Origin of the sequence: Paenibacillus ginsengarvi, from assembly GCF_003626695.1 — a bacterium.
Classification (GTDB): Bacteria; Bacillota; Bacilli; order Paenibacillales; family NBRC-103111; genus Paenibacillus_AB; species Paenibacillus_AB ginsengarvi.
Map to the genome: position 1 here is coordinate 14357 of NZ_RBAH01000017.1, position 18243 is coordinate 32599.

Consider the following 18243-nt stretch of genomic DNA (forward strand, 5'->3'; position numbering starts at 1 on the left):
CATCACCTTATCCGAAAAGTTATCAGCCGCCCCGCTTCAGCAGCACGTCCCGCTCGTATCCCTTCACTTCCGCCAGCCACTCTTCCCGTACCGGCACGCCGGAAGTGGCGCAGTAGTAATCCCATACGGCGCCGAACGGGTACGACTTGAATTCCTCGGTCAAGGCGAGACGAGTCGTATAGTCGCCTGCCAGCTCCGCTTGTCTTAACGCTTCGATCGGTTCGAGCATCGCCCGCAGCAGCGACTTAATCGTGTTGCGCGTGCCGATAACCCATGCCGCTACCCGGTTGATGCTGCCATCGAAGAAGTCGAGTCCGATATACGTTTTGCCGAGCAGATCCCCGTGAACGAGCTCCTTGCCGATCTCGAGCAGCTCGTCGTCCAGCGTTACGACATGATCGCTGTCCCAACGCATCGGACGGCTCACGTGCAGCAGAATGCCGTCGGCGAACAGCGACAGCGCAGACAGCTTGTTCGAGATCACTTCCGTCGGGTGGAAATGGCCCGCATCCAGACAGATTAGCTTACCCTTCTGCAAACCGTACCCCATATAAAACTCGTGCGAGCCGACGACGTACGCCTCTGACCCGAGGCCGAACAGCTTGCTCTCTACGGCATCCAGATGATGGCGAGGATCGAGCTCCTCCGCGAACACTTCGTCGAGCGCGTCCTTCAGGCGCCGCCTCGGAGCAAGCCGGTCGCTCGGAACGTCCTTGAAGCCGTCGGGAATCCAGACGTTCGTTACGCAAGTTTGTCCAAGCTGTTCGCCGAAGTAGGCTCCGACTTTGCGCGACGCCTTGCAATGGTCGATCCAAAACTGCCGGATCGCCGGGTCCGGATGGCTGAGCGTAAACCCGTCGCTCGATTTCTCGTGGGAAAAGCAGGTCGGGTTGAAATCGAGCCCGAGTCCATGCTCCTTCGCCCATTCGACCCAGCTCTCGTAATGCTTGGGCTCGATCTTGTCCAGCTCGACCTTCTCTTCCGTATCGGCATAGATCGCATGCAGGTTGACCTTATGCTTGCCGGGAATAAGCGAGAACGCCTTCTCCAGATCGGCGCGCAGCTCCGCGGGCGTGCGGGCCGCCCCCGGGTAATTGCCCGTTACCGAGATGCCGCCGGTGAGATCCTGGTCGCGGTTCAGAAAGCCGCGGACGTCGTCGCCCTGCCAGCAGTGCATCGATATTTTGACGTTTTTCAGCTTTTCCAGTACGCTGTCGGTATCGATTCCGTGCGAAGCATACAGCCGCTTCGCCGCTTCATAGCTTTTTTCGATTTCGGAATTCATGGAAGCTCCTCCTTATTGGACCGCGTAAGCGACGACCGACATGAGCGCGTTTTCCGCCTGCGTGGAGTCCAGTCTGCTGTATTGCACGATAATCGGGATATCGCTTTTCACTTCGATCGCGTACGGAACGCCGACCGGTATACCCGCTCCGTCCTTCTGAAGCGAGCTTGTGCGGATATGCAGCGTACGCCTGCCGGGAACGATGACGGCAATATCTTCAAGCGGCTCGCGGTCCTCGAAGAAGATCGTAAACAGCAGCTTGGCGTCGTCGGACGAACTGTTGAGCACGCAAACCGATTCGTGACTGGTCAGAAGTCCCGAGCTTTTTTCCGGTATGTAAGCATCCGGAATGAACCAATGTGTTGCGCCAGCACCTTTGTGCATACAAGCACCTCCGAAATTTATCTTGTAAATGCGGCCGGTACGCCGCCGTCGATCGTCAGCATGCAGCCCGTCGTTTTGGACGATTGGGACGAAGCGAAGAAAGCGACGCCTTCGGCAATGTCCCGCGGATAAATGTTGACGAGCAGCGTCGTCCGTTTGCGATAATATTCTTCCAGCTGATCGGGCTCGATGCCGTACGCCGCAGCCCTTTCATTGCGCCAGTTGGAATTCCAGATGGCCGAGCCTTGCAGGATCGCATCCGGCAAAATCGTATTGACGCGAATGCCGAATTCTCCTCCTTCGGCTGCAATGCAGCGGGCGAGATGCGCTTCAAGCGCTTTGGCGGCGCTGTATGCCGATGCGTTCTTGCCGGCGTAGATCGAGTTTTTCGAGCCGATGAACACCATACTTCCGCCGATCGCCTGCTGCTGCATCAGTTTGAACGCTTCCCGCGCTACGAGAAAATATCCCGTGCCGAGCACGCCCATGTTCAGGTTCCATTCCTTCAGCGACGTTTCGGCGAACGGACTGGAGGTCGCGAGTCCCGCATTGTTGACGATAATGTCGACACCACCGTACGTCAGCGCCGCTTCGGCGTAAGCCGCAGCGATATCCTCTTCCTTCGTTACGTCCATCTTAATCGCAACAGCCCGGTTCTCGCCATACTTTGCGCTAATATCGTCCGCAACCTTCTGCGCTCCCTCCAGATTGAGGTCGGCCAGCACGAGATGCGCGCCTTCGGACGCCAGCCGTCTAGCAGTTTCGCTGCCGATGCCGCCGGCTCCTCCCGTAATGAACGCAACTTTGCGCGAAAATTCCGCTTCCGGCGGAGCGAGCGTCAATTTGTACAGCTCGAGCGGCCAATATTCCACGTTGTACGATTCGTTCTCCGTCAGCGAGACGAACGAGCCGAGGGCGGTAGCTCCTCTCATGACCGCTATTGCGCGGTGATAAAGCGCGCCGCTTACTTGGGACATCGCCCAGCTTTTGCCCGTATTGATCATGCCGACGCCGGGAATGAGGATAACGCGGGGCGCCACCTCGAACATGACGTCGCCGTCATTACGGTTGCGCTCGAAGTACGCCTTGTACTGCTCCTTGTAACCCGCAATCGCTTCCTTCAGCTTCGCCTTGAGCCCTTCCGCGTCGTTCGCGTCAGGCGTCCAGTCGATAAAGAGCGGGACAACCTTCGTATGCACGAGATGGTCCGGACAAGCGGCGCCCACCTGGGACAGCTGCGCGGAATCGCGTCCGCAGACGAATTGCAGCACATCCTCCCCGTCGTCGAACGACAGCAGCATTTTCTTCTCGTCGCTGACCGCCCCGCGAACCGTTGGCATTACTTTCGCCGCCAGCTGCCGGCGGACATCCGCCGGCAGCGTCTCGTACTTCCGGCCGCCGAACAGCTTCGCAGCGTCGACGCGCGCTTCGATGTAGCTTTCCGCTTCATTAATAATGGCGATCGTCTTCGCGTAGCAGGCTTCCGACGTTTCGCCCCAAGTGACGAGGCCGTGCTTCTCCATCAGCACGAGCTCGGCCTTCGGATTCGCCAGCACGCCTTCGGCGATTTTTTTGGACAGCGAGAAGCCCGGACGCACATACGGTACCCAAACGAATCTATCGCCGAATATTTCGCGTGCCACCGACTGCCCGTTATCCGCGCAGCACAGGCTAATGATCGCGTCCGGATGCGTATGATCGACATGCTTGAACGGCAGGAACGCGTGAAGCAGCGTCTCGATCGACGCCCGCGGGTGCTTCGCGTCGATCATGCAGTGCGCGAGATAGGCGACCATCTCTTCATCGCTCATCGACTCCCGCTCGAACAGCGGGCGAATGTCGTCCATCCGCAGGCCAGTGAAATTGCCCGCCTTCATCGTCGCAAGGTCAGAGCCGCTCCCTTTCACATACATCACCTCGACCTCGCGCCCGCGAAAGTCGGTGACCGTCGTCTTGCTCGATGTGTTGCCGCCGCCCCAATTGCATACGCTGCGATCGGTGCCGATCAGATTGGAACGGTACACGAGCTCCTCGAGACCGCCTTTCCGTTCGGATGCCTTAGATTGCTCCCACAAGCTTTGTACCATTGGTTCTCCTCCGTTGTGTTTTGTTTGTGTTTGAATCCACTATATCATCTTTGTTTATTTTTGAATATAACAAAATCAAAAGAAAACAAAGAAACAACTCTGCAAAAGAGTTGTTTCTTCGGGTTCAAATATTTTCGGTTCGAGCCTACGGCTCAATCGTCATAGTCGGCGAGTCCATTATCTAGCAAATATTTCATCTCAAGATCGAGGATCGTGTCCACGTCCAGCTCGCTCAGCTTCACATCGGGACGGCTGAGCACATAATCGACCAGCTCGTCGCTGTCGATCTCGACGTCGTGCTTCGCATTTTTTTGCATCCGGCTCACGTAGGCCTGCTCGTGCCCCAGCACCAGCCGGATGTTCGCCTCGCTAACCTTCGTATGCTCCTTTATGTATTGCAGCAATTTCGGATCGTTCGTATAATCGTTCATCTGTCGTTCTACTCTCCTATTCTTCCGTATGCCGTTATTGTAGCATAGTAACGAGCCTTTCACACCTAGGCTTACGCGGGCCGGCGCATATTTGCGGCTTTCGCGCAACGGATTGTATAGCTTTATTTGAAAATGGACTTGAAACGATCCGCCGCCGACGGGAAAATAAGAATAATAACTTTATCGGGAGGAAAACCGAATGATCCGGATCGAAGAAGCCTCGATAACCGATTTGCAGCGCGCTCTCGCGTGCAAAGAGCTATCCTCGTTCGAGCTTGTACAAGCCTACATGGAGCGGATCGCCGCCCACGATCGGCAAGGAGCCGGCATCAATGCCGTGTTGGAGCTGAATCCGGACGCTTTGTTTATAGCCGAGGCCATGGACGAGGAACGCAGCCGGGGAACGTTACGCGGTCCGCTGCACGGCATCCCTATTTTGCTGAAGGATAATATCGATACGGCAGACGGCATGCATACGAGCGCCGGGTCTTTGGCGCTGGCTGGTCACTACGCCCGCGAAGACGCTTTTCTCGTGTTGCTCCTTCGGCTTGCGGGCGCCGTTATTTTGGGCAAAACCAATATGACCGAGTGGGCCAACTATATGGCAAAAGACATGCCCGGCGGCTATAGCTCGCGCGGCGGCCAAACGCTGAATCCGTACGGGCCGGGACGCTTTGATGCCGGCGGTTCGAGCACAGGCTCCGGAGCGGCCGTCGCCGCAGGTTTTGCCGCAGCCGCAGTCGGCACGGAAACGTCGGGCTCGATTCTCGACCCGGCCGCCTGCAACTCCGTCGTCGGTATCAAGCCTACGCTCGGGCGCATTAGCCGCAGAGGCGTCATCCCGTTGTCGCATAGTCAGGATACGCCGGGCCCGCTGGCGAGAACGGTTAGCGATGCCGCGCTGCTGCTCGGCGCGATGTGCGCCGTTGATCCTCTTGACGCCGCAACAGCCCGTTCCGGAGGCCGGGAGCAGTTGAACGTTTCGTGCTTACCTTTAACGGGCGGATTAAAAGGAAAAAGAATCGGAATACCGAGACGTTTCTACGCGGATTCGCTACCTGCGGAGGAAAGCAAGCTGTTTGAAGAGGTTGTGCGGGAGTTGTCGGGCGCGGGGGCCATCGTCGTAGATCCTGCCGACATCGGTTCGACGGAGGAACTGGAAAGCCGGAATTCGAGCGTGTTCAGGCATGAGTTCAAAGCAGGCTTGAACGCTTATTTGAATCGTCTGCCGACCGGACTGCCCGTTCGCTCGCTGGAAGAGCTGATAGCCTTTAACAAGGCGAATCCGGAAAAGATGCTGAAGTACGGGCAGTATGTTCTGGAAAAAGCGGAGGAAACGTCGGGGTACTTGACCGAGCCCGGCTATATTCGCGACCGGCTAAGCGATATTCGGCTGTCGAGAAAGGAAGGAATCGATAAGGTCATGGACGAGTATCGGCTGGATGCCTTGTTGTTTCCCGATTCCAACGGGGAATCGATCGCCGCTAAAGCCAGCTATCCGTCCATCGCAGTTCCGGCCGGATATTTGTCAAACGGACGGCCGTTCGGCATCATGTTTACCGGCCGGGCGTTCACGGAGCAGGTACTGATCCGGATTGCGCACGCGTTCGAGTTATTGCGTCCGCGTCGGATTCCGCCGGTTTTGTAGGCGGTACGGGCGGCGTTCCCCGCCGCTCCCGCCGTTTCCCTTGCAACGAAGAGCTATGATCCTGAGGCAGCTTCCAGCCGCTCCGCCCGTTCTTTATTAATGCTCTCCACCCATTGATGCATAGCGTACAGCCCTTTATAATGCCTTTTGACAAACCGGATCATAAGGGCGTGCCGGTCGAACTTCGCTTTCGCTTGGGCCTTCGGTTTCGTTTGTACTGCAGTCCACATTGTCTTTTCACTCCAATACATAATTTCGAACACAAAAACCAGTGTATTCGAGCGCAGCGAAAAGTATGACCGGCAAACGCTCATTTTCCCCGCCCATCAAGGACCCGTTCAGTTTTCAACCGTCGCCGCCTTCCGGTGCGAAAGCAGTTCCGAAACGGTAACAAAGGTAAACCCCCGTTTTTTCAGATCAGGCAAAATTTGCTTTAACGCTTCGACGGTTTGCGATTTCCCTTCGACATAGTCGTGAAACAGCACAATATCGCCGTTGCGGGCGTTGCCGAGCACTTTGTTTACGATTTTCTTTACGCCGGGCGTGCTCCAGTCCTCCGTGTCCTGATGCCAGGACCACATGACGACTTTGTAGCCGGTTCGTTTCGAAGCGCCAACCACCTGTTCGTTGTAGTAGCCGCCCGGCGGGCGAAACAGATGCGGCTTTTTGCCCGTAGCCTTGAAGATGCTTGCCTCCGTCTTCGTAATTTCCTCCTCGATCCGCGCTGCCGACAACCGGTTGCGATTCATATATTGATGGCTGAATGTGTGATTCGCGATCTCATGCCCTTCGGCGATTTCCCGTTTCGCAATGTCGGGATATTTATCGACGCGCTGGCCGACGACAAAAAACGTAGCCTTGGCCTCATACTGCTTCAGCAGCTCCAAGATCGCCGGCGTATCGACCGGGTCCGGCCCGTCGTCGAACGTTAGCGCGATAACTTTTTGATCGGTCGGCACTTCCCATACGATCTCTCCGCGTTCCTCATAATACTCGCGGCCTTTCTTCGCCGGTGCAGAGTCGACATATTGAAGCAGGACCATACTAAACAGACAAGCGGCGGCCGTCAAAATCATCGTTTTCCGGAAAGTTCCCATCGGATCTCCTTCAGAGCGCAAGCTCGTTCTATGATGGTTGCTGATTGCAACTTGTACTTGGTACTATTTCCGTTAACGGTCAACTATACTCCGCAGCCGGACGCCCCTTTTATTTCCATTCAGAGCCTGAGGCTCGTTCACAAAATGAACACAGCTTCGTTCATTGCTCCTGCCAAGAAAGTCATGGTATACTAATAGGAATTGGCGAAAGATGTGGTGATGGAATGGATACCGGGATTTTTGCGCAAACTTCATATAAATTCCAAATCCTTGACCGAAAACGGTCAAGGATTTTTGTTTCCTTCGGGAAAAAAAGCTGTAGGGGGCAATGAATGATGACCGGAGGGAACAATTCGTCCATGAAGGCAGTCTGGATCAGCTTGATCAGCAATATTTTGCTAACCGCCTTGAAGCTGATTGTGGGGATGCTGGCGAACAGCCAGGTATTGATCGCGGATGGCGTACACAACGCAGGAGACGTCATCGCTACGATGGCCGCGCTCAGCTCCATGCGCATCTCGAAACGTCCCGCCGACGAAGATCATCCGTACGGCCACGGCAAAGCCGAAGTGCTCGGCTCGGGCATCGTTGCGATCATTCTCGGACTCGCTGCGGTTTATATCGGCTACCACGCCGTGCTCGCCTTCTTCGAGGAACCGGGGGAGGCCAGTCTTCTCGCTCTCGCCGCCGCGATCGTGTCGGTCGTCTGGAAGCAGTGGCTGTACATGTACACCATCCGGATCGGCAAAAAAGAAAACAGCAAAGGACTGATCGCAACCGCCTACGATCATTTGGCCGACGTTTATGCGTCCGTAGCGGCAGTCATCGGCATCGGGCTCGCCCTGATCGGCGATGCTTACGACATTCATATTTTGACGTACGGCGATCCGGCGGCCGGCATTATCGTCTCTATTCTTGTTATGAAGCTCGCGTACCATATGGCGCTGGAAGCGATCGATATTTTGATGGAGAAGGCGGTTGACGCCGGGAAACTGAACGAATACAAGACGCTCGTCGAGAGCATCCCGCAGGTGAAACGGATCGACCGTATCCGGGCCCGGGAGCACGGGCATTACATTCTCGTCGACGTGCGGGTCAGCATTCCCGGCGAACTTAGCATTCAGCAGGGACACGACATTTCCCGCTCGATCAAAAAAGCGATTATGGACCGGCACCAAGAGGTCGACGAAGTGCTGATCCACTTGAATCCGTGGTACAAATAGCTTAAAGCTCCTTAAGGGGTGCGATCCCGCCCCGCCTCGGTTTCGACCGAAACTTCCTCCGGCAGCTTTTTAGACATGCCGGGCACTTCCCGCGGCTTGTATTCGATCGTATCGGACGAGTAAATCGCCACAAACATCGTGCCGCCCCCGGCGAACGAACGGATGAGCACCGGCTGATTGTACGGATTGCGGAATGCAAAATCCGGTCCGTCCCAGCTTACCGTCGCATCCCGGCCGGGCAGCACATACGGCACATGGCGGCTGTGCGAATAACGCTGGACGATCTGAAGGCCGGCACGGTCGATTGCATTGTACAAGGTCGACGACACTTGGCAGATGCCTCCGCCGATATCTTCCGAAAGTTCGCCCCTAACGATGACGGGCGCGCGCAAATAACCTCTTTCCGTCGTGCGTTTGCCGACGACGCGGTTGAACGAGAACGTTTCGCCGGGAAAAACGACGTAGTTGTTGATCGACTTCGAAGCGAGCGCCATATTGTGCGCTCTGTTTTTGTTCCCCGAATTGTAATAGGTGGCGTAAGAGCCGATCGGTTTTTGGCGTATAGCCGCGAGCAGCTCGCTATCTACCTGAGGGAATACTTTGCTGCGGATCAGTTCGGTCCGCTCCGGCCCCCGGGAATAAAAGTAAGCGTAAAACCGTTCGGCAAACAAATCTTGATTCAGCTTGTACCCGGGCTGCTCGGGGACGATGCCACCGCTATCGCCGATGACGGCATTTTTCGGAGGCACGTAGGTAAGCCGGTCGATTTTCTCGATCAGCTTAGCCAATTTGTCCGGATCGACCATCGTTTGACCGGGCAGCGAATAGTCGATCCGATCAACAGTCATAATGGTGCGGCCTTGAAGCTCGACCGTCAAAGGACCTGCGACATCCGGGAGCGGCTGCTGCTGCGGTTGCGGCAGAAACATCAGTATCGCGGCTAACCATGCGGTTTTCAATATAGGTCCCCCTTAACCGCCTCGAAATGTTGTACCTCCTAGATACAGTTTCCTAACTGAATTCAATTTATGTCGGCCTGTCCAGGGTACGTAAGTCAGGTCGGCCGACAACGCAAAAAGTTGCCCGTGGCGAAACCGCGCACCTCGTCTTCCTTGTACTTTTTCAGCAGCTCCTCTATCAGCGACTGGCTTTGGCCCGCATGCTCAAGCCCTGCGATATGGCTGGAAATGCCGTCCAAATCCGAACCGAGGCCGATATGGCGAACGCCGCCAAGCGCGCAATAATGGTCGATATGGTTGATCAGATCCGTGATCGTTGCGCCCCCGCCTTTTTTCGTAAACGGGGGGTTGTAAATGACGTGCACCATCGCTCCTTTCGCAAACATCGCTTTCGCCTGTTCGTCCGTCAAATTGCGCGGATGGTCGCAAAGCGCTTTCGCATTGGAATGGCTGGCGATCGGATAATCGGCAAGCTCCAGCACGTCCCAGAACGCCTTCTCGCTTATATGGGAGACGTCGGTAAGCAGCTTGTGCTCGTTATTGAAGGCGACGATTTGTTTGCCCCAGGCGGTGAGCCCCGCTCCTCGCGGCTCCATGACGCCGTCCGCAGCCAGATTGGCGTTGTTCCAGGTCATGCCGATCGACCGTACGCCCAGCCGGTGTACCAGATGCAGCTTGTGTAGATCCGTTCCTAGCGCATCTACTCCTTCCAGCGTCAGCATCGCGCCGATCTCCCCGGCCTGCAGCCGGTCGAAATCGCTCCAGTCCGTTAGTTGCTTCATTTCTTTATTGTTGCCCAGCACCTCTTCGTAAAAATAATGAATCTGGTCAAGCACCGCCTGAAAGCGATGCTCCTCTTTCACGGCGGGAGGAACGAACAGCGCGAAGCATTGCACAATCACGCCGCCTGCGTGGAGACGCTCATAGTTCGTTTCCAGCTCTTCACTGTCACGGTACGCCAGCTTCCCGCCCGATTCCCATATTTTATATAGGGCGTCGCAATGCAAATCGATAATATCCATTACATTTCATCCTTTCAACCGAGGATACCCTCATTATAGCGAAATCTTCCAGGTCAGCGGGAAAAAGAAAACCCCGGCTTCCGTAAAGGAAGTCGGGGAACGGTGCATCAACGCTGCGGGTAAGCCCGCCTCGGATCAAACGTTTGCTACGGCTTCAACCGGATTCGGTTTGCCGAGGAAGCGCCAGAACGCACCGCCGAACAAGTCGGATACGTCTCGGCGAATTTCTTTTTTCTTCAGCTTCCAGCCGGTGTCGAGCAGGTCGCAGTATTTGTCGGCCAGTACGTTTGCGATAATGTCGCGGGAATGATCCCATTTGTACAGCAATTGATCGAGTACGCGGCAATCCGAATGCTGCGGCGTAACGCTGGTGCCGAGAAGCTCGAAGCGCATACGCGTCATTTCTTCGATCAGGCTCGGGTTGTTCAGGAACCACCAGCAGCCGAATACGTGCAGATTGCGGAACTTGCGGGCCGCAACGGCGAGACCGTGCTGGTTCTCTCTAGCCAGCATCGTGCACAAAAACTTGTTGTCCGGGTGCATGGCGCACAATTGCTCGACTACGCGCACATCGCTTAGCCCAACACTGTCTCCTGCGTCTCCCAGAGCGGGATTGACCCGTTTGTTGACGCCGATCATCATCGCGAACGGAATATCGAACTCGCGGGCAACCGGAAGAATGCATTTCTCGATAATCGCGCCGCGGGCCGATTGCTCGGGATAGCGGAACGATGGCGGCAGCGATACGGCCATATAAAGCGGATTCATTTTGCGAATCCAGACGCGCAAAAATTCGCGGATGCCTTCCACCGTTTTGTCCGTTACCTGCTGCTCGACGTCGTAGCCCCATTCCTGAAGACGCTCCCACGTTTTTTCTTCCCATTGCATAAGGAGCGGGTCAATCCGCAAAGCGGTATGGAATCTTGGGTCCACGTTGTCGATAGTCGCCCAGCCTTCGCGCTCCGCGTCGACGAACGGATCGTTCGTCATACAGACATTATGAACGCCGGACAGCTTGAAGACGAGGTCAATGTATTCGCTGGTCGACTTCGAGGCGAAAAAGGCCCGGTACGCTTCCAGATCGCGGGACGCTACATCCAGCCCAAGCCGGTTCAGAACGGTCAGGACGCCGCGGCACGCTTCGCTATACGGGGAATGCTCAATAAAGAGCGTTTGCCACACGAGATCGGCTTGCTCTTTTTTCGACATCGCCCAGAACGTTTCGTATGCCAGATCCGGATGAAAGCGGAACGTTTCCGCCACCAAGTAATGGTACGTCAGCAGCTCGTCGATTCCCCACAACAGCAAGCCGTCGAAATCTTCGGTAAACAGATGGGTATGAATATCGGAAATCGGGGTTGAACGGACCGTCTCGCGGACAAACGAACGGAGCTCCTCTTTACTATGAATAGCCATCTTCTGCTTCCTTTCCCGACTGCGAATTTTGGATCGCGCACAATGTTAACGTGTGCATATTGCTAGAAGAAAAGCCTCCGCAGAAGCTTTTCCTCTATTGTACACGCCTAAGCGTTATTTGCCAAGAAGCGCCACATGTTTGCCGATATGTGCGCTGAGCGCTTCCGTATAAGACAACTCATAATCGTCCATCGTTTTGAAAAACTCATCCTTAAACAACGCTTGACCGTTTGCGTCCTTGGCTTGAAGCAGAACGCCGTACGTAATATGCAGCATTTGCCGCGCGTCGTCGTCGTTTAAATAATCCGGGAGTTCGGCGTCGGTAACGTCAGCCAGCGGTTTGATCGCATTCAGATCGGCCTTGACGTGGTAATACGCGGTCGCCTCATGGAAATGTTCGAATGCGTACGCATGCATCCGCCGGTACAGAGCCGGTTTTTCTTTGGCGATCACGCGCATCGCCTCCAGCCAGTTCGTGCCCGCCGTCTTCAGATGGAAGCGGCCTTTCGTATGAAGACCGATCATCGGAAACACCGTAAATTTGTCGCTGCCGGAATGGATGCTCAGCTTGTAGCCGAAATGATCGGCGATCGCGGCATGCACCTTCAGTTCTTCCTCGAACCGGTTTACGTCGCCGATGTAATCGATCCCTTTCTGGAACTCGCCGCAGAACCGGGGCGCCATCGAGAACATCGTCACGCCGCGTCCGTACAGCTCCTCCGCGATCAGGAAATGCGACGCCGGGTCCGTAGGCGTAAGCGTCTCGTCGATCGAAATTTCGAAGTCGATTTCCCGACCGGCCGTTTGGATATATTTACGGAATACATGCTCCATATACTCGATCGCTTTGGCGTAAATAAGCACGTTTTTGGCAAGCGACTGCGGATTGTAGACGAATCCGCTGCCGGCCACCTCGAAGGTGCGGTTCAAATATTTGCCTTCGTAATGAGCGCGAATATCCGCCGGCACCTCGGCGTATTTGGCCATTAACTGTTCCTCGTTAAGCCCCTCGACCGTATTGTCGATATGCTCCGAACAGTCCAGCGTCAGCATCGTGAAGCCGAGTCCGAGCGCCATCTCGATATCCGCTTCCACCTTCAGATGATCGCCGTCGGCGCCGAAGCCGTCCGTGTAGCCTTCCTGGAAGGCGGCATAACAGGCGGCGTCAAGCACCTGCTTGTAATCGCGCCCGGTCAAGTTCAGCTCGCGGATGCTCTGCTGCGCCAAAATCGGGCGAAGCTCCTTGCCGCGCACCGTCTCGATATGGCCGGGAGAAGCGATGCCGAGCCGGTCGCCGAGGCCGATGGTGGCGATTCCAGTCCCGAATGCGCGCGGAGCGGTGTACGGGAAAAAGCGGTTCAGCACGAGCCGGTTCGCATGGGAGAGCGGACAAAGCTTGGACGGGCTTGCGCCTCCCGCCACAGCTTCTCCTTCTAGCGCATCGGCAAGCGCGCCTAAGCCTTCAGCGAGCAGCGCCTTCCGGCCGTCCCGTTTGATCATGACCAGACGCACGCCTTCGTGCTGGGCAAGCGAGCGTTCGTATACTTTCAGTTCGGTACCGTTTTGTTTCAACTGCTCAATAATCGATAGGATAGCTTGTTGCATCGATGAACCTCCTTGGGAAGTGGCGACAAGTAGTCGGCGTTTGCAAGTAGACGGCAGGTGGCCGGTCGTTTCGTAGCCGCCTACTCGCGCTTAGCCTCATCTTAGCGCAATATCCATCCTGTTTCTGTTCAATTTTTGCGGTTTGCTTGTTTTATTCTACAAATTTTGCTCATCCGCGATCCGGTACATGCTCCGGCTGTTCCAGCACGACCGATCCGTCATCGAGGCGCAGCCATGTTTCGAAGTCTCGCCGCCCTTCGGTCAGCCGGATCAGCCGGGAGCCGCGCGGGAACCCTTCGCGCCCGTACGTGTTGTAGCCCGTCGCCCGGCCGTACGTCAGCTTGATACCGAACAGCTCCCCCCAATAATCGTTCACGTGATCGTGTCCGCAGAACGTTGCCAGAACATCCCCACCCTCGACCAGAGCCGCGAACAGCCCGCTATTCACTCTCGCGCAGCAAACATCTTCATACTTTTCGCCGTAACACGTCTTGGTTCTCCATACAAGGTCATACTCGGGCAGCGGGATGTGGAAGAAGGCGAGCGCGGGCATCGGCTCTCCTCCGTTTTGTTCGGTTAACCGGCGGGATTCGTTTAAATACCAGGCGATCTGATCCCGGCGAACCCAATCGTAGCCGCCCACCTGCGGCAGGAAAGAGTAAGCGCCCGAATCGAGGCCGTACAGCGCGGCCGCCGCACGACCGTCGCCGCCTTGCAGCTCAAGCACGAAGTTCCCGCAGCCGGACAGTTCTTCTGGTCCTCTCGTCGAAACCGCGTGCGCATACGTCTCCACCTCCGCAGCCAGTTCCTCCCGCGTGATAAACTTCTCCGTATCGTGATTGCCGAACACGACCGCCCACGGAATCGCGTTTTCCTCTGCGGCCGCTACCGCCTCGCGCAGCGCTTTTTTCGGATCGGTGCACGGCTCGCGGCCTTCCTTCACTTTGCCCGTATAAATCAAGTCGCCGGTAAATACGATAAGGTCCGGCTTCTCTTCGCGGATGACCCGCTCCATCAGCTCGCGCGAGCGCAGATCCGCCTCCAGTCCGTGCATCCAATGCACATCGGTAAATTGCGCGATCGTAAACGTTCCGTCCTGACGGAATTTCAACTGCTTTCGATTGCTGCTCATGTCTCGGCGCCTCCCCTAATTTGTAACGACTTGCATTTCATTGCCATGCCAATTGCCTGTTTATTCACGGTTTCAACGTTAAGGCGCCGTTATCAGCTCCACGCTGCGTTCCGCGAACCGGTCCAGCCATTCCTGCGGGCACTCCGCATCGGTTACGATCATACTCACCTCATGCAGAGCGGCGATATGGGCGAACGTTGTTTTGCCGATCTTCGAATGATCGGCCAGCACGATCGCTTCCTCCGCGCATTCGAGCATCTTGCGGGAAACGCTCGCCTCCCCGTAGTCGTAATCGGTAATGCCGTTCTCCAGCGATACTCCGCCCACCGACAAAAACGACTTGTGCACCTTGAACTGGCCGAGCAGCCGCTCCGTCATCGTCCCTGTTACGGATTGCAGCGGAGCGTTCAGCTCCCCGCCGGCAAACAGCAGCTTCCCGGCGAAGTGCTCCATGGCCGCCAGCAGCACCGGCACGGAATGGGTCACAATCGTCACATCCTCCCGGTCCCGTAAATGCTGCAGCAGTCCGAGCATCGTCGTCCCATGGTCGACCATGATGGTCTCCCCTTCACGAACAAGCGCTGCCGCATATGCGGCTATAGCCGCTTTGCCCGCCCGGTGCAGCTCCATCCGCTGTTTGAACGGCGGCTCGCGAAGCTCCATCCGAAGCGGAACGGCTCCGCCGTACACTTTCTTCAGCTGGCCTTCCTTCTCCAGACGGTCCAGATCGCGCCGGATCGTTTCGGCGGATACCCGGAGCCGCTGCGCAAGTGCGGGCACCTCCACCTTCCCCTGTTCGTTCAATATGGCCAGTATCGTGATGCGCCGATCTTCAAATGTAAGAGACATGCCGCTTCCTCCGATGCATGTTTCATGCTGTATGTCCGTTTATGACTATTCTTGTTGTTTGTTGCCCATTCTAGAACATGATTGCGAAGGTGTCAATTGTTTTTTGGCAAAAAAAGAAAGACCGTCTGTGAGGACGATCCTTCATCTAGTTATTGCGATAACAGGAGGCTTCCGGGCTTAACCGTTCCAGCCGAAGCCGACTCCGCTTAAGAAAGCGCGGGCCAGCACCATATGCCCGGTCATATTCGGATGTACGCGGTCCCACGCCAGCGTCGCGGGATAGTAATGCGGCAGCACGTCGTCGAACGCTTTTTGCGTATCGATAAAGACGGCACCCGTTTCCTCGGCAAGCTTCTTGACTACTTGCCCGTACCGGTCCATCGCGGCACGCATGGCATCGTCGCGGTTCGGCTCGATATAAAACGGGGTCATCAGCACCAGCCCTTTGACCAGCGGCTGCGTTTGGCCGACCAGCTCGCGCAGCGTGCTTTCGTACTCCTCGATCCGTACATGCTTCTCGGAATAAGTCGGCAAATCGTATTGCCGCCAAACATCGTTAATACCGATCATAATCGACAGCCAGTCCGGCTTCAGATCGATCACGTCGGTTTGCCAGCGTTCCTTCAGATTGCGGACCGTATTGCCGCCTGTTCCCATGTTCGTTACGCGAATCTCATGGCCTGGATAAACGGTTCCGAGCAGCGCATCGACGAGCGAAACGTACCCTTTGCCGAGCGCTTCTCCCCGGCCTTCCCCGATCGGCTTCGCGCGGCCGCAGTCGGTAATCGAATCCCCAATCATCACAAGTCTGCTTTTCGGCTGAATGAGCAATGGTTTCCCCTCCGTTTGGTTGAAAACGTCCAGTACCATTATAAGGGAATCGGCCGGAAGCGGACATGCTTTTTTTATGAGTTTTTGCGTAACCGGTACAAATAGTCTAGAAAAAAGAACGGACCGCTTCCCCGTCTCATAACCTATTCTCTACAGCGGAACTAGAAGTTCCTCTATCGCCGCTTTGCTGGTCGTCCAAGTTGACATAAAGGAAGCAAATCTTCCTTATGGGCTCATTTGCCTGCTTCTCCCGAGGTTAACTGCCGCTATAACGGAACTTTCGCTTCCGCTCCAAGCTTCGAGCTGACGCTACTAGGAACAAAAAAGGAATCGGCGTTGTGCCGATTCCCGCTGTGACTGCTTGTTAGAGCAGTCCGCCGCCCTGCTCCACTACGCGCAGCGCCTGATGATGAACGTCTTCGTCCATAACGGCCGTAAGTAAATAGTTCCGGCCCATCGTATCGTCCTCGCCGCTGACAGCCATGCCGCTTGCACTGGCGTCGGCCGCTGCGAGTACAGCCGCATCCCGGTCCGGGAAATCGCCGCCGAGCGTCAAATAGCCGAGGCCCGAGAAGTCGGCGTTGACCGGATTTTCGATACGGTCGCTGCCTTCGCCGGGAAAACGCCCGATCTCGTCGACACGCATGTCTTCTATGCGCAGCGACTTCAATTTGGCAGCGGCTCCTTCGGCTTCCTCGCGGCTTTTAAAGTAAGCGAGTATTTGTTTCTCCGCCATCGTCGTTCCACCTCCATCGGTTCAAGGCGCCTTTTTATTCGTCCTGCTGCCGCTCGTCAGCAGCCTCAGCCCGCTCGCGCGCTTCCAAATCGTCCGAATCCGCTAACGCTTCGGAAAACTCAACATCCTCGTTTTTCCCTATCGAAAAGGCCGATCTTCCCTTTTCCTGCTCGTTCTCGTCATACATGCCGATCCCTCCTTCAGTCCATTCGATAAACGGGTGAAATGTGGTACCTACGTATTTTTCCATTCCGAGGAAAACTTATGCGGACGGCAAAAAGACCGCCTCCGAGGGAATCGTTCCCCCAGGAAGGCGGTCCTGTGCATTATACTGGCGCTCAGCCGGATCAGTCGCCCAAAAACGCTTTTTTCATACGCTCGAAAATCGTCTGGTTTTGTTCATGGGTATGCTCGCCGTTTTGCTTCGCCAAGTCGCGCAGCAGCTCTTTTTGCTGCTCGTTCAGGTTGGTCGGCGTGACGACGACGACCTTCACCTGCTGGTCGCCTTGCCCGTAGCCGCGCAGACGCGGTACGCCTTTGCCCTTCAGGCGGAAGTAGGTGCCTGTCTGGGTGCCTGCGGGAATTTTCAGCTTTACCTTTTCCGACAGCGTCGGAATTTCGATCTCGTCGCCGAGCGCCGCCTGAGCGAACGTAAGCGGAACCTCGCAGAAAATATCGTCGCCCTCGCGCTCGAAAAAGTCGTGCGACTTGACGCGGATGACGATATACAAGTCGCCCGGAGGGCCGCCCTTCGTTCCGCCTTCACCCTCGCCGGATACGCGAAGCTGGGCTCCGTCATCGACGCCGGCCGGTACTTTCACATGAATTTTGCGCTGACGCTTGATTTTGCCCGCGCCGTGGCACGACGAGCATTTGTCTTTAATGATGGAGCCTTGCCCGTTACACGACGAACAAACCCGCCGGTTGACGATTCGGCCGAACGCCGTGTTTTGCACGACTTCCTGCTGCCCCGTACCGCGACATGTCGAACACGTCTCCGGCTTCGTTCCCGGCTTAGCTCCCGAACCGTGACAGTTGTCGCAAGACTCGGTCCGCGGAATCTGGATATCCAGCTCCTTGCCGAACACAGCCTCTTTGAACTCGATCGTCATCGTATATTGAAGATCGGCCCCGCGCTGCGGCGCGTTTGGGTTGCGACGCTGTCCGCCGCCGCCGAAAAACATATCGAAAATATCGCCGAAGCCGCCGAAGTCTTGAGCGCCGCCGCCGAAGCCGCCCATTCCCTGATTCGGATCGGTCGTGCCGAAACGGTCGTAATGCTCTCTCTTCTGGTTGTCGCTGAGCACCTCGTACGCTTCTTTCGCTTCCTTGAACTTCTCCTCGGCATCCGCCGCTTTATTTACGTCCGGATGGTACTGACGAGCCAACCGTCGATACGCCTTTTTAATTTCGTCATCCGAAGCTTCTTTGCCTACGCCAAGCACTTCGTATAAATCGCGTTTGCTCACCGTTCCACCTCCCCAAGATACCCCAAAAAGTGAAGTTAATCTTTGTAGCTTAATCCGACTACTTTTTGG

General features: G+C 56.0%; 18 protein-coding genes. 2 read left to right on the forward strand and 16 right to left on the reverse strand.

From position 1 onward, the window contains the following. Positions 1-22: 22 nt before the first annotated feature. The 4 genes from rhaA to D7M11_RS21525 all read right to left on the reverse strand — a co-directional run bounded on the left by rhaA (position 23) and on the right by D7M11_RS21525 (position 4187). Positions 23-1285 carry an L-rhamnose isomerase gene (gene rhaA, locus D7M11_RS21510; protein ID WP_120749326.1) on the reverse strand — a complete coding sequence of 421 codons (1263 nt, stop codon included), beginning with the start codon at positions 1283-1285 and terminating at the stop codon, positions 23-25. Between the two features lie 12 nt (positions 1286-1297). Then, positions 1298-1669 carry a sensory rhodopsin transducer gene (locus tag D7M11_RS21515; RefSeq protein WP_120749327.1) on the reverse strand — a complete coding sequence of 124 codons (372 nt, stop codon included), beginning with the start codon at positions 1667-1669 and terminating at the stop codon, positions 1298-1300. Between the two features lie 17 nt (positions 1670-1686). Next, entirely contained in the window at positions 1687-3756 is a 2070-nt protein-coding gene (locus D7M11_RS21520; protein WP_120749328.1) for a bifunctional aldolase/short-chain dehydrogenase, read from the reverse strand. Between the two features lie 152 nt (positions 3757-3908). After that, on the reverse strand, positions 3909-4187 hold the full coding sequence (locus D7M11_RS21525; protein WP_120749329.1) for a hypothetical protein: 279 nt from the start codon (positions 4185-4187) through the stop codon (positions 3909-3911). 199 nt (positions 4188-4386) lie between these two features. Here D7M11_RS21525 and D7M11_RS21530 point away from each other — a divergent pair, with 199 nt between their 5' ends. Beyond that, positions 4387-5835 carry an amidase family protein gene (locus D7M11_RS21530; protein ID WP_120749330.1) on the forward strand — a complete coding sequence of 483 codons (1449 nt, stop codon included), beginning with the start codon at positions 4387-4389 and terminating at the stop codon, positions 5833-5835. A gap of 53 nt (positions 5836-5888) precedes the next feature. On the opposite strand, the gene D7M11_RS36500 is transcribed toward D7M11_RS21530, so the two are convergent. Further along, entirely contained in the window at positions 5889-6065 is a 177-nt protein-coding gene (locus D7M11_RS36500; protein ID WP_158606767.1) for a hypothetical protein, read from the reverse strand. A gap of 108 nt (positions 6066-6173) precedes the next feature. Next, positions 6174-6911: a polysaccharide deacetylase family protein gene (locus D7M11_RS21535; protein WP_120749450.1), complete on the reverse strand. Its 738-nt coding sequence runs from the start codon at positions 6909-6911 to the stop codon at positions 6174-6176. A gap of 356 nt (positions 6912-7267) precedes the next feature. On the opposite strand from D7M11_RS21535, the gene D7M11_RS21540 reads away from it, so the two are divergent. After that, positions 7268-8155, forward strand: coding sequence for a cation diffusion facilitator family transporter (locus tag D7M11_RS21540; protein WP_120749331.1), 888 nt, complete (start codon positions 7268-7270; stop codon positions 8153-8155). A gap of 11 nt (positions 8156-8166) precedes the next feature. On the opposite strand, the gene D7M11_RS21545 is transcribed toward D7M11_RS21540, so the two are convergent. The 10 genes from D7M11_RS21545 to dnaJ all read right to left on the reverse strand — a co-directional run bounded on the left by D7M11_RS21545 (position 8167) and on the right by dnaJ (position 18174). Next, positions 8167-9114: a VanW family protein gene (locus D7M11_RS21545; RefSeq protein ID WP_338042508.1), complete on the reverse strand. Its 948-nt coding sequence runs from the start codon at positions 9112-9114 to the stop codon at positions 8167-8169. 95 nt (positions 9115-9209) lie between these two features. Beyond that, positions 9210-10136 (reverse strand): dipeptidase, encoded by a 927-nt coding sequence (locus tag D7M11_RS21550; RefSeq protein WP_120749332.1) that lies wholly within the window; start codon positions 10134-10136, stop codon positions 9210-9212. A 135-nt stretch (positions 10137-10271) separates the two neighbouring features. Continuing rightward, positions 10272-11552, reverse strand: coding sequence for a glucuronate isomerase (locus tag D7M11_RS21555; RefSeq protein WP_120749333.1), 1281 nt, complete (start codon positions 11550-11552; stop codon positions 10272-10274). A 114-nt stretch (positions 11553-11666) separates the two neighbouring features. Beyond that, complete coding sequence (locus tag D7M11_RS21560; RefSeq protein ID WP_120749334.1) at positions 11667-13157, reverse strand: tagaturonate epimerase family protein; 1491 nt, start codon at positions 13155-13157, stop codon at positions 11667-11669. A 169-nt stretch (positions 13158-13326) separates the two neighbouring features. Further along, positions 13327-14289: a metallophosphoesterase family protein gene (locus tag D7M11_RS21565; protein WP_120749335.1), complete on the reverse strand. Its 963-nt coding sequence runs from the start codon at positions 14287-14289 to the stop codon at positions 13327-13329. A gap of 78 nt (positions 14290-14367) precedes the next feature. Beyond that, on the reverse strand, positions 14368-15138 hold the full coding sequence (locus tag D7M11_RS21570; protein ID WP_120749336.1) for a DeoR/GlpR family DNA-binding transcription regulator: 771 nt from the start codon (positions 15136-15138) through the stop codon (positions 14368-14370). 177 nt (positions 15139-15315) lie between these two features. Beyond that, positions 15316-15939 (reverse strand): SGNH/GDSL hydrolase family protein, encoded by a 624-nt coding sequence (locus D7M11_RS21575; RefSeq protein ID WP_338042511.1) that lies wholly within the window; start codon positions 15937-15939, stop codon positions 15316-15318. A 394-nt stretch (positions 15940-16333) separates the two neighbouring features. Then, complete coding sequence (locus tag D7M11_RS21580) at positions 16334-16705, reverse strand: hypothetical protein (protein WP_120749338.1); 372 nt, start codon at positions 16703-16705, stop codon at positions 16334-16336. 34 nt (positions 16706-16739) lie between these two features. After that, on the reverse strand, positions 16740-16955 hold the full coding sequence (locus D7M11_RS21585) for a YfhD family protein (protein ID WP_240041241.1): 216 nt from the start codon (positions 16953-16955) through the stop codon (positions 16740-16742). Between the two features lie 97 nt (positions 16956-17052). Further along, positions 17053-18174, reverse strand: a complete 1122-nt coding sequence (gene dnaJ, locus D7M11_RS21590; RefSeq protein WP_120749340.1) for a molecular chaperone DnaJ — start codon at positions 18172-18174, stop codon at positions 17053-17055. Positions 18175-18243 lie beyond the last annotated feature (69 nt).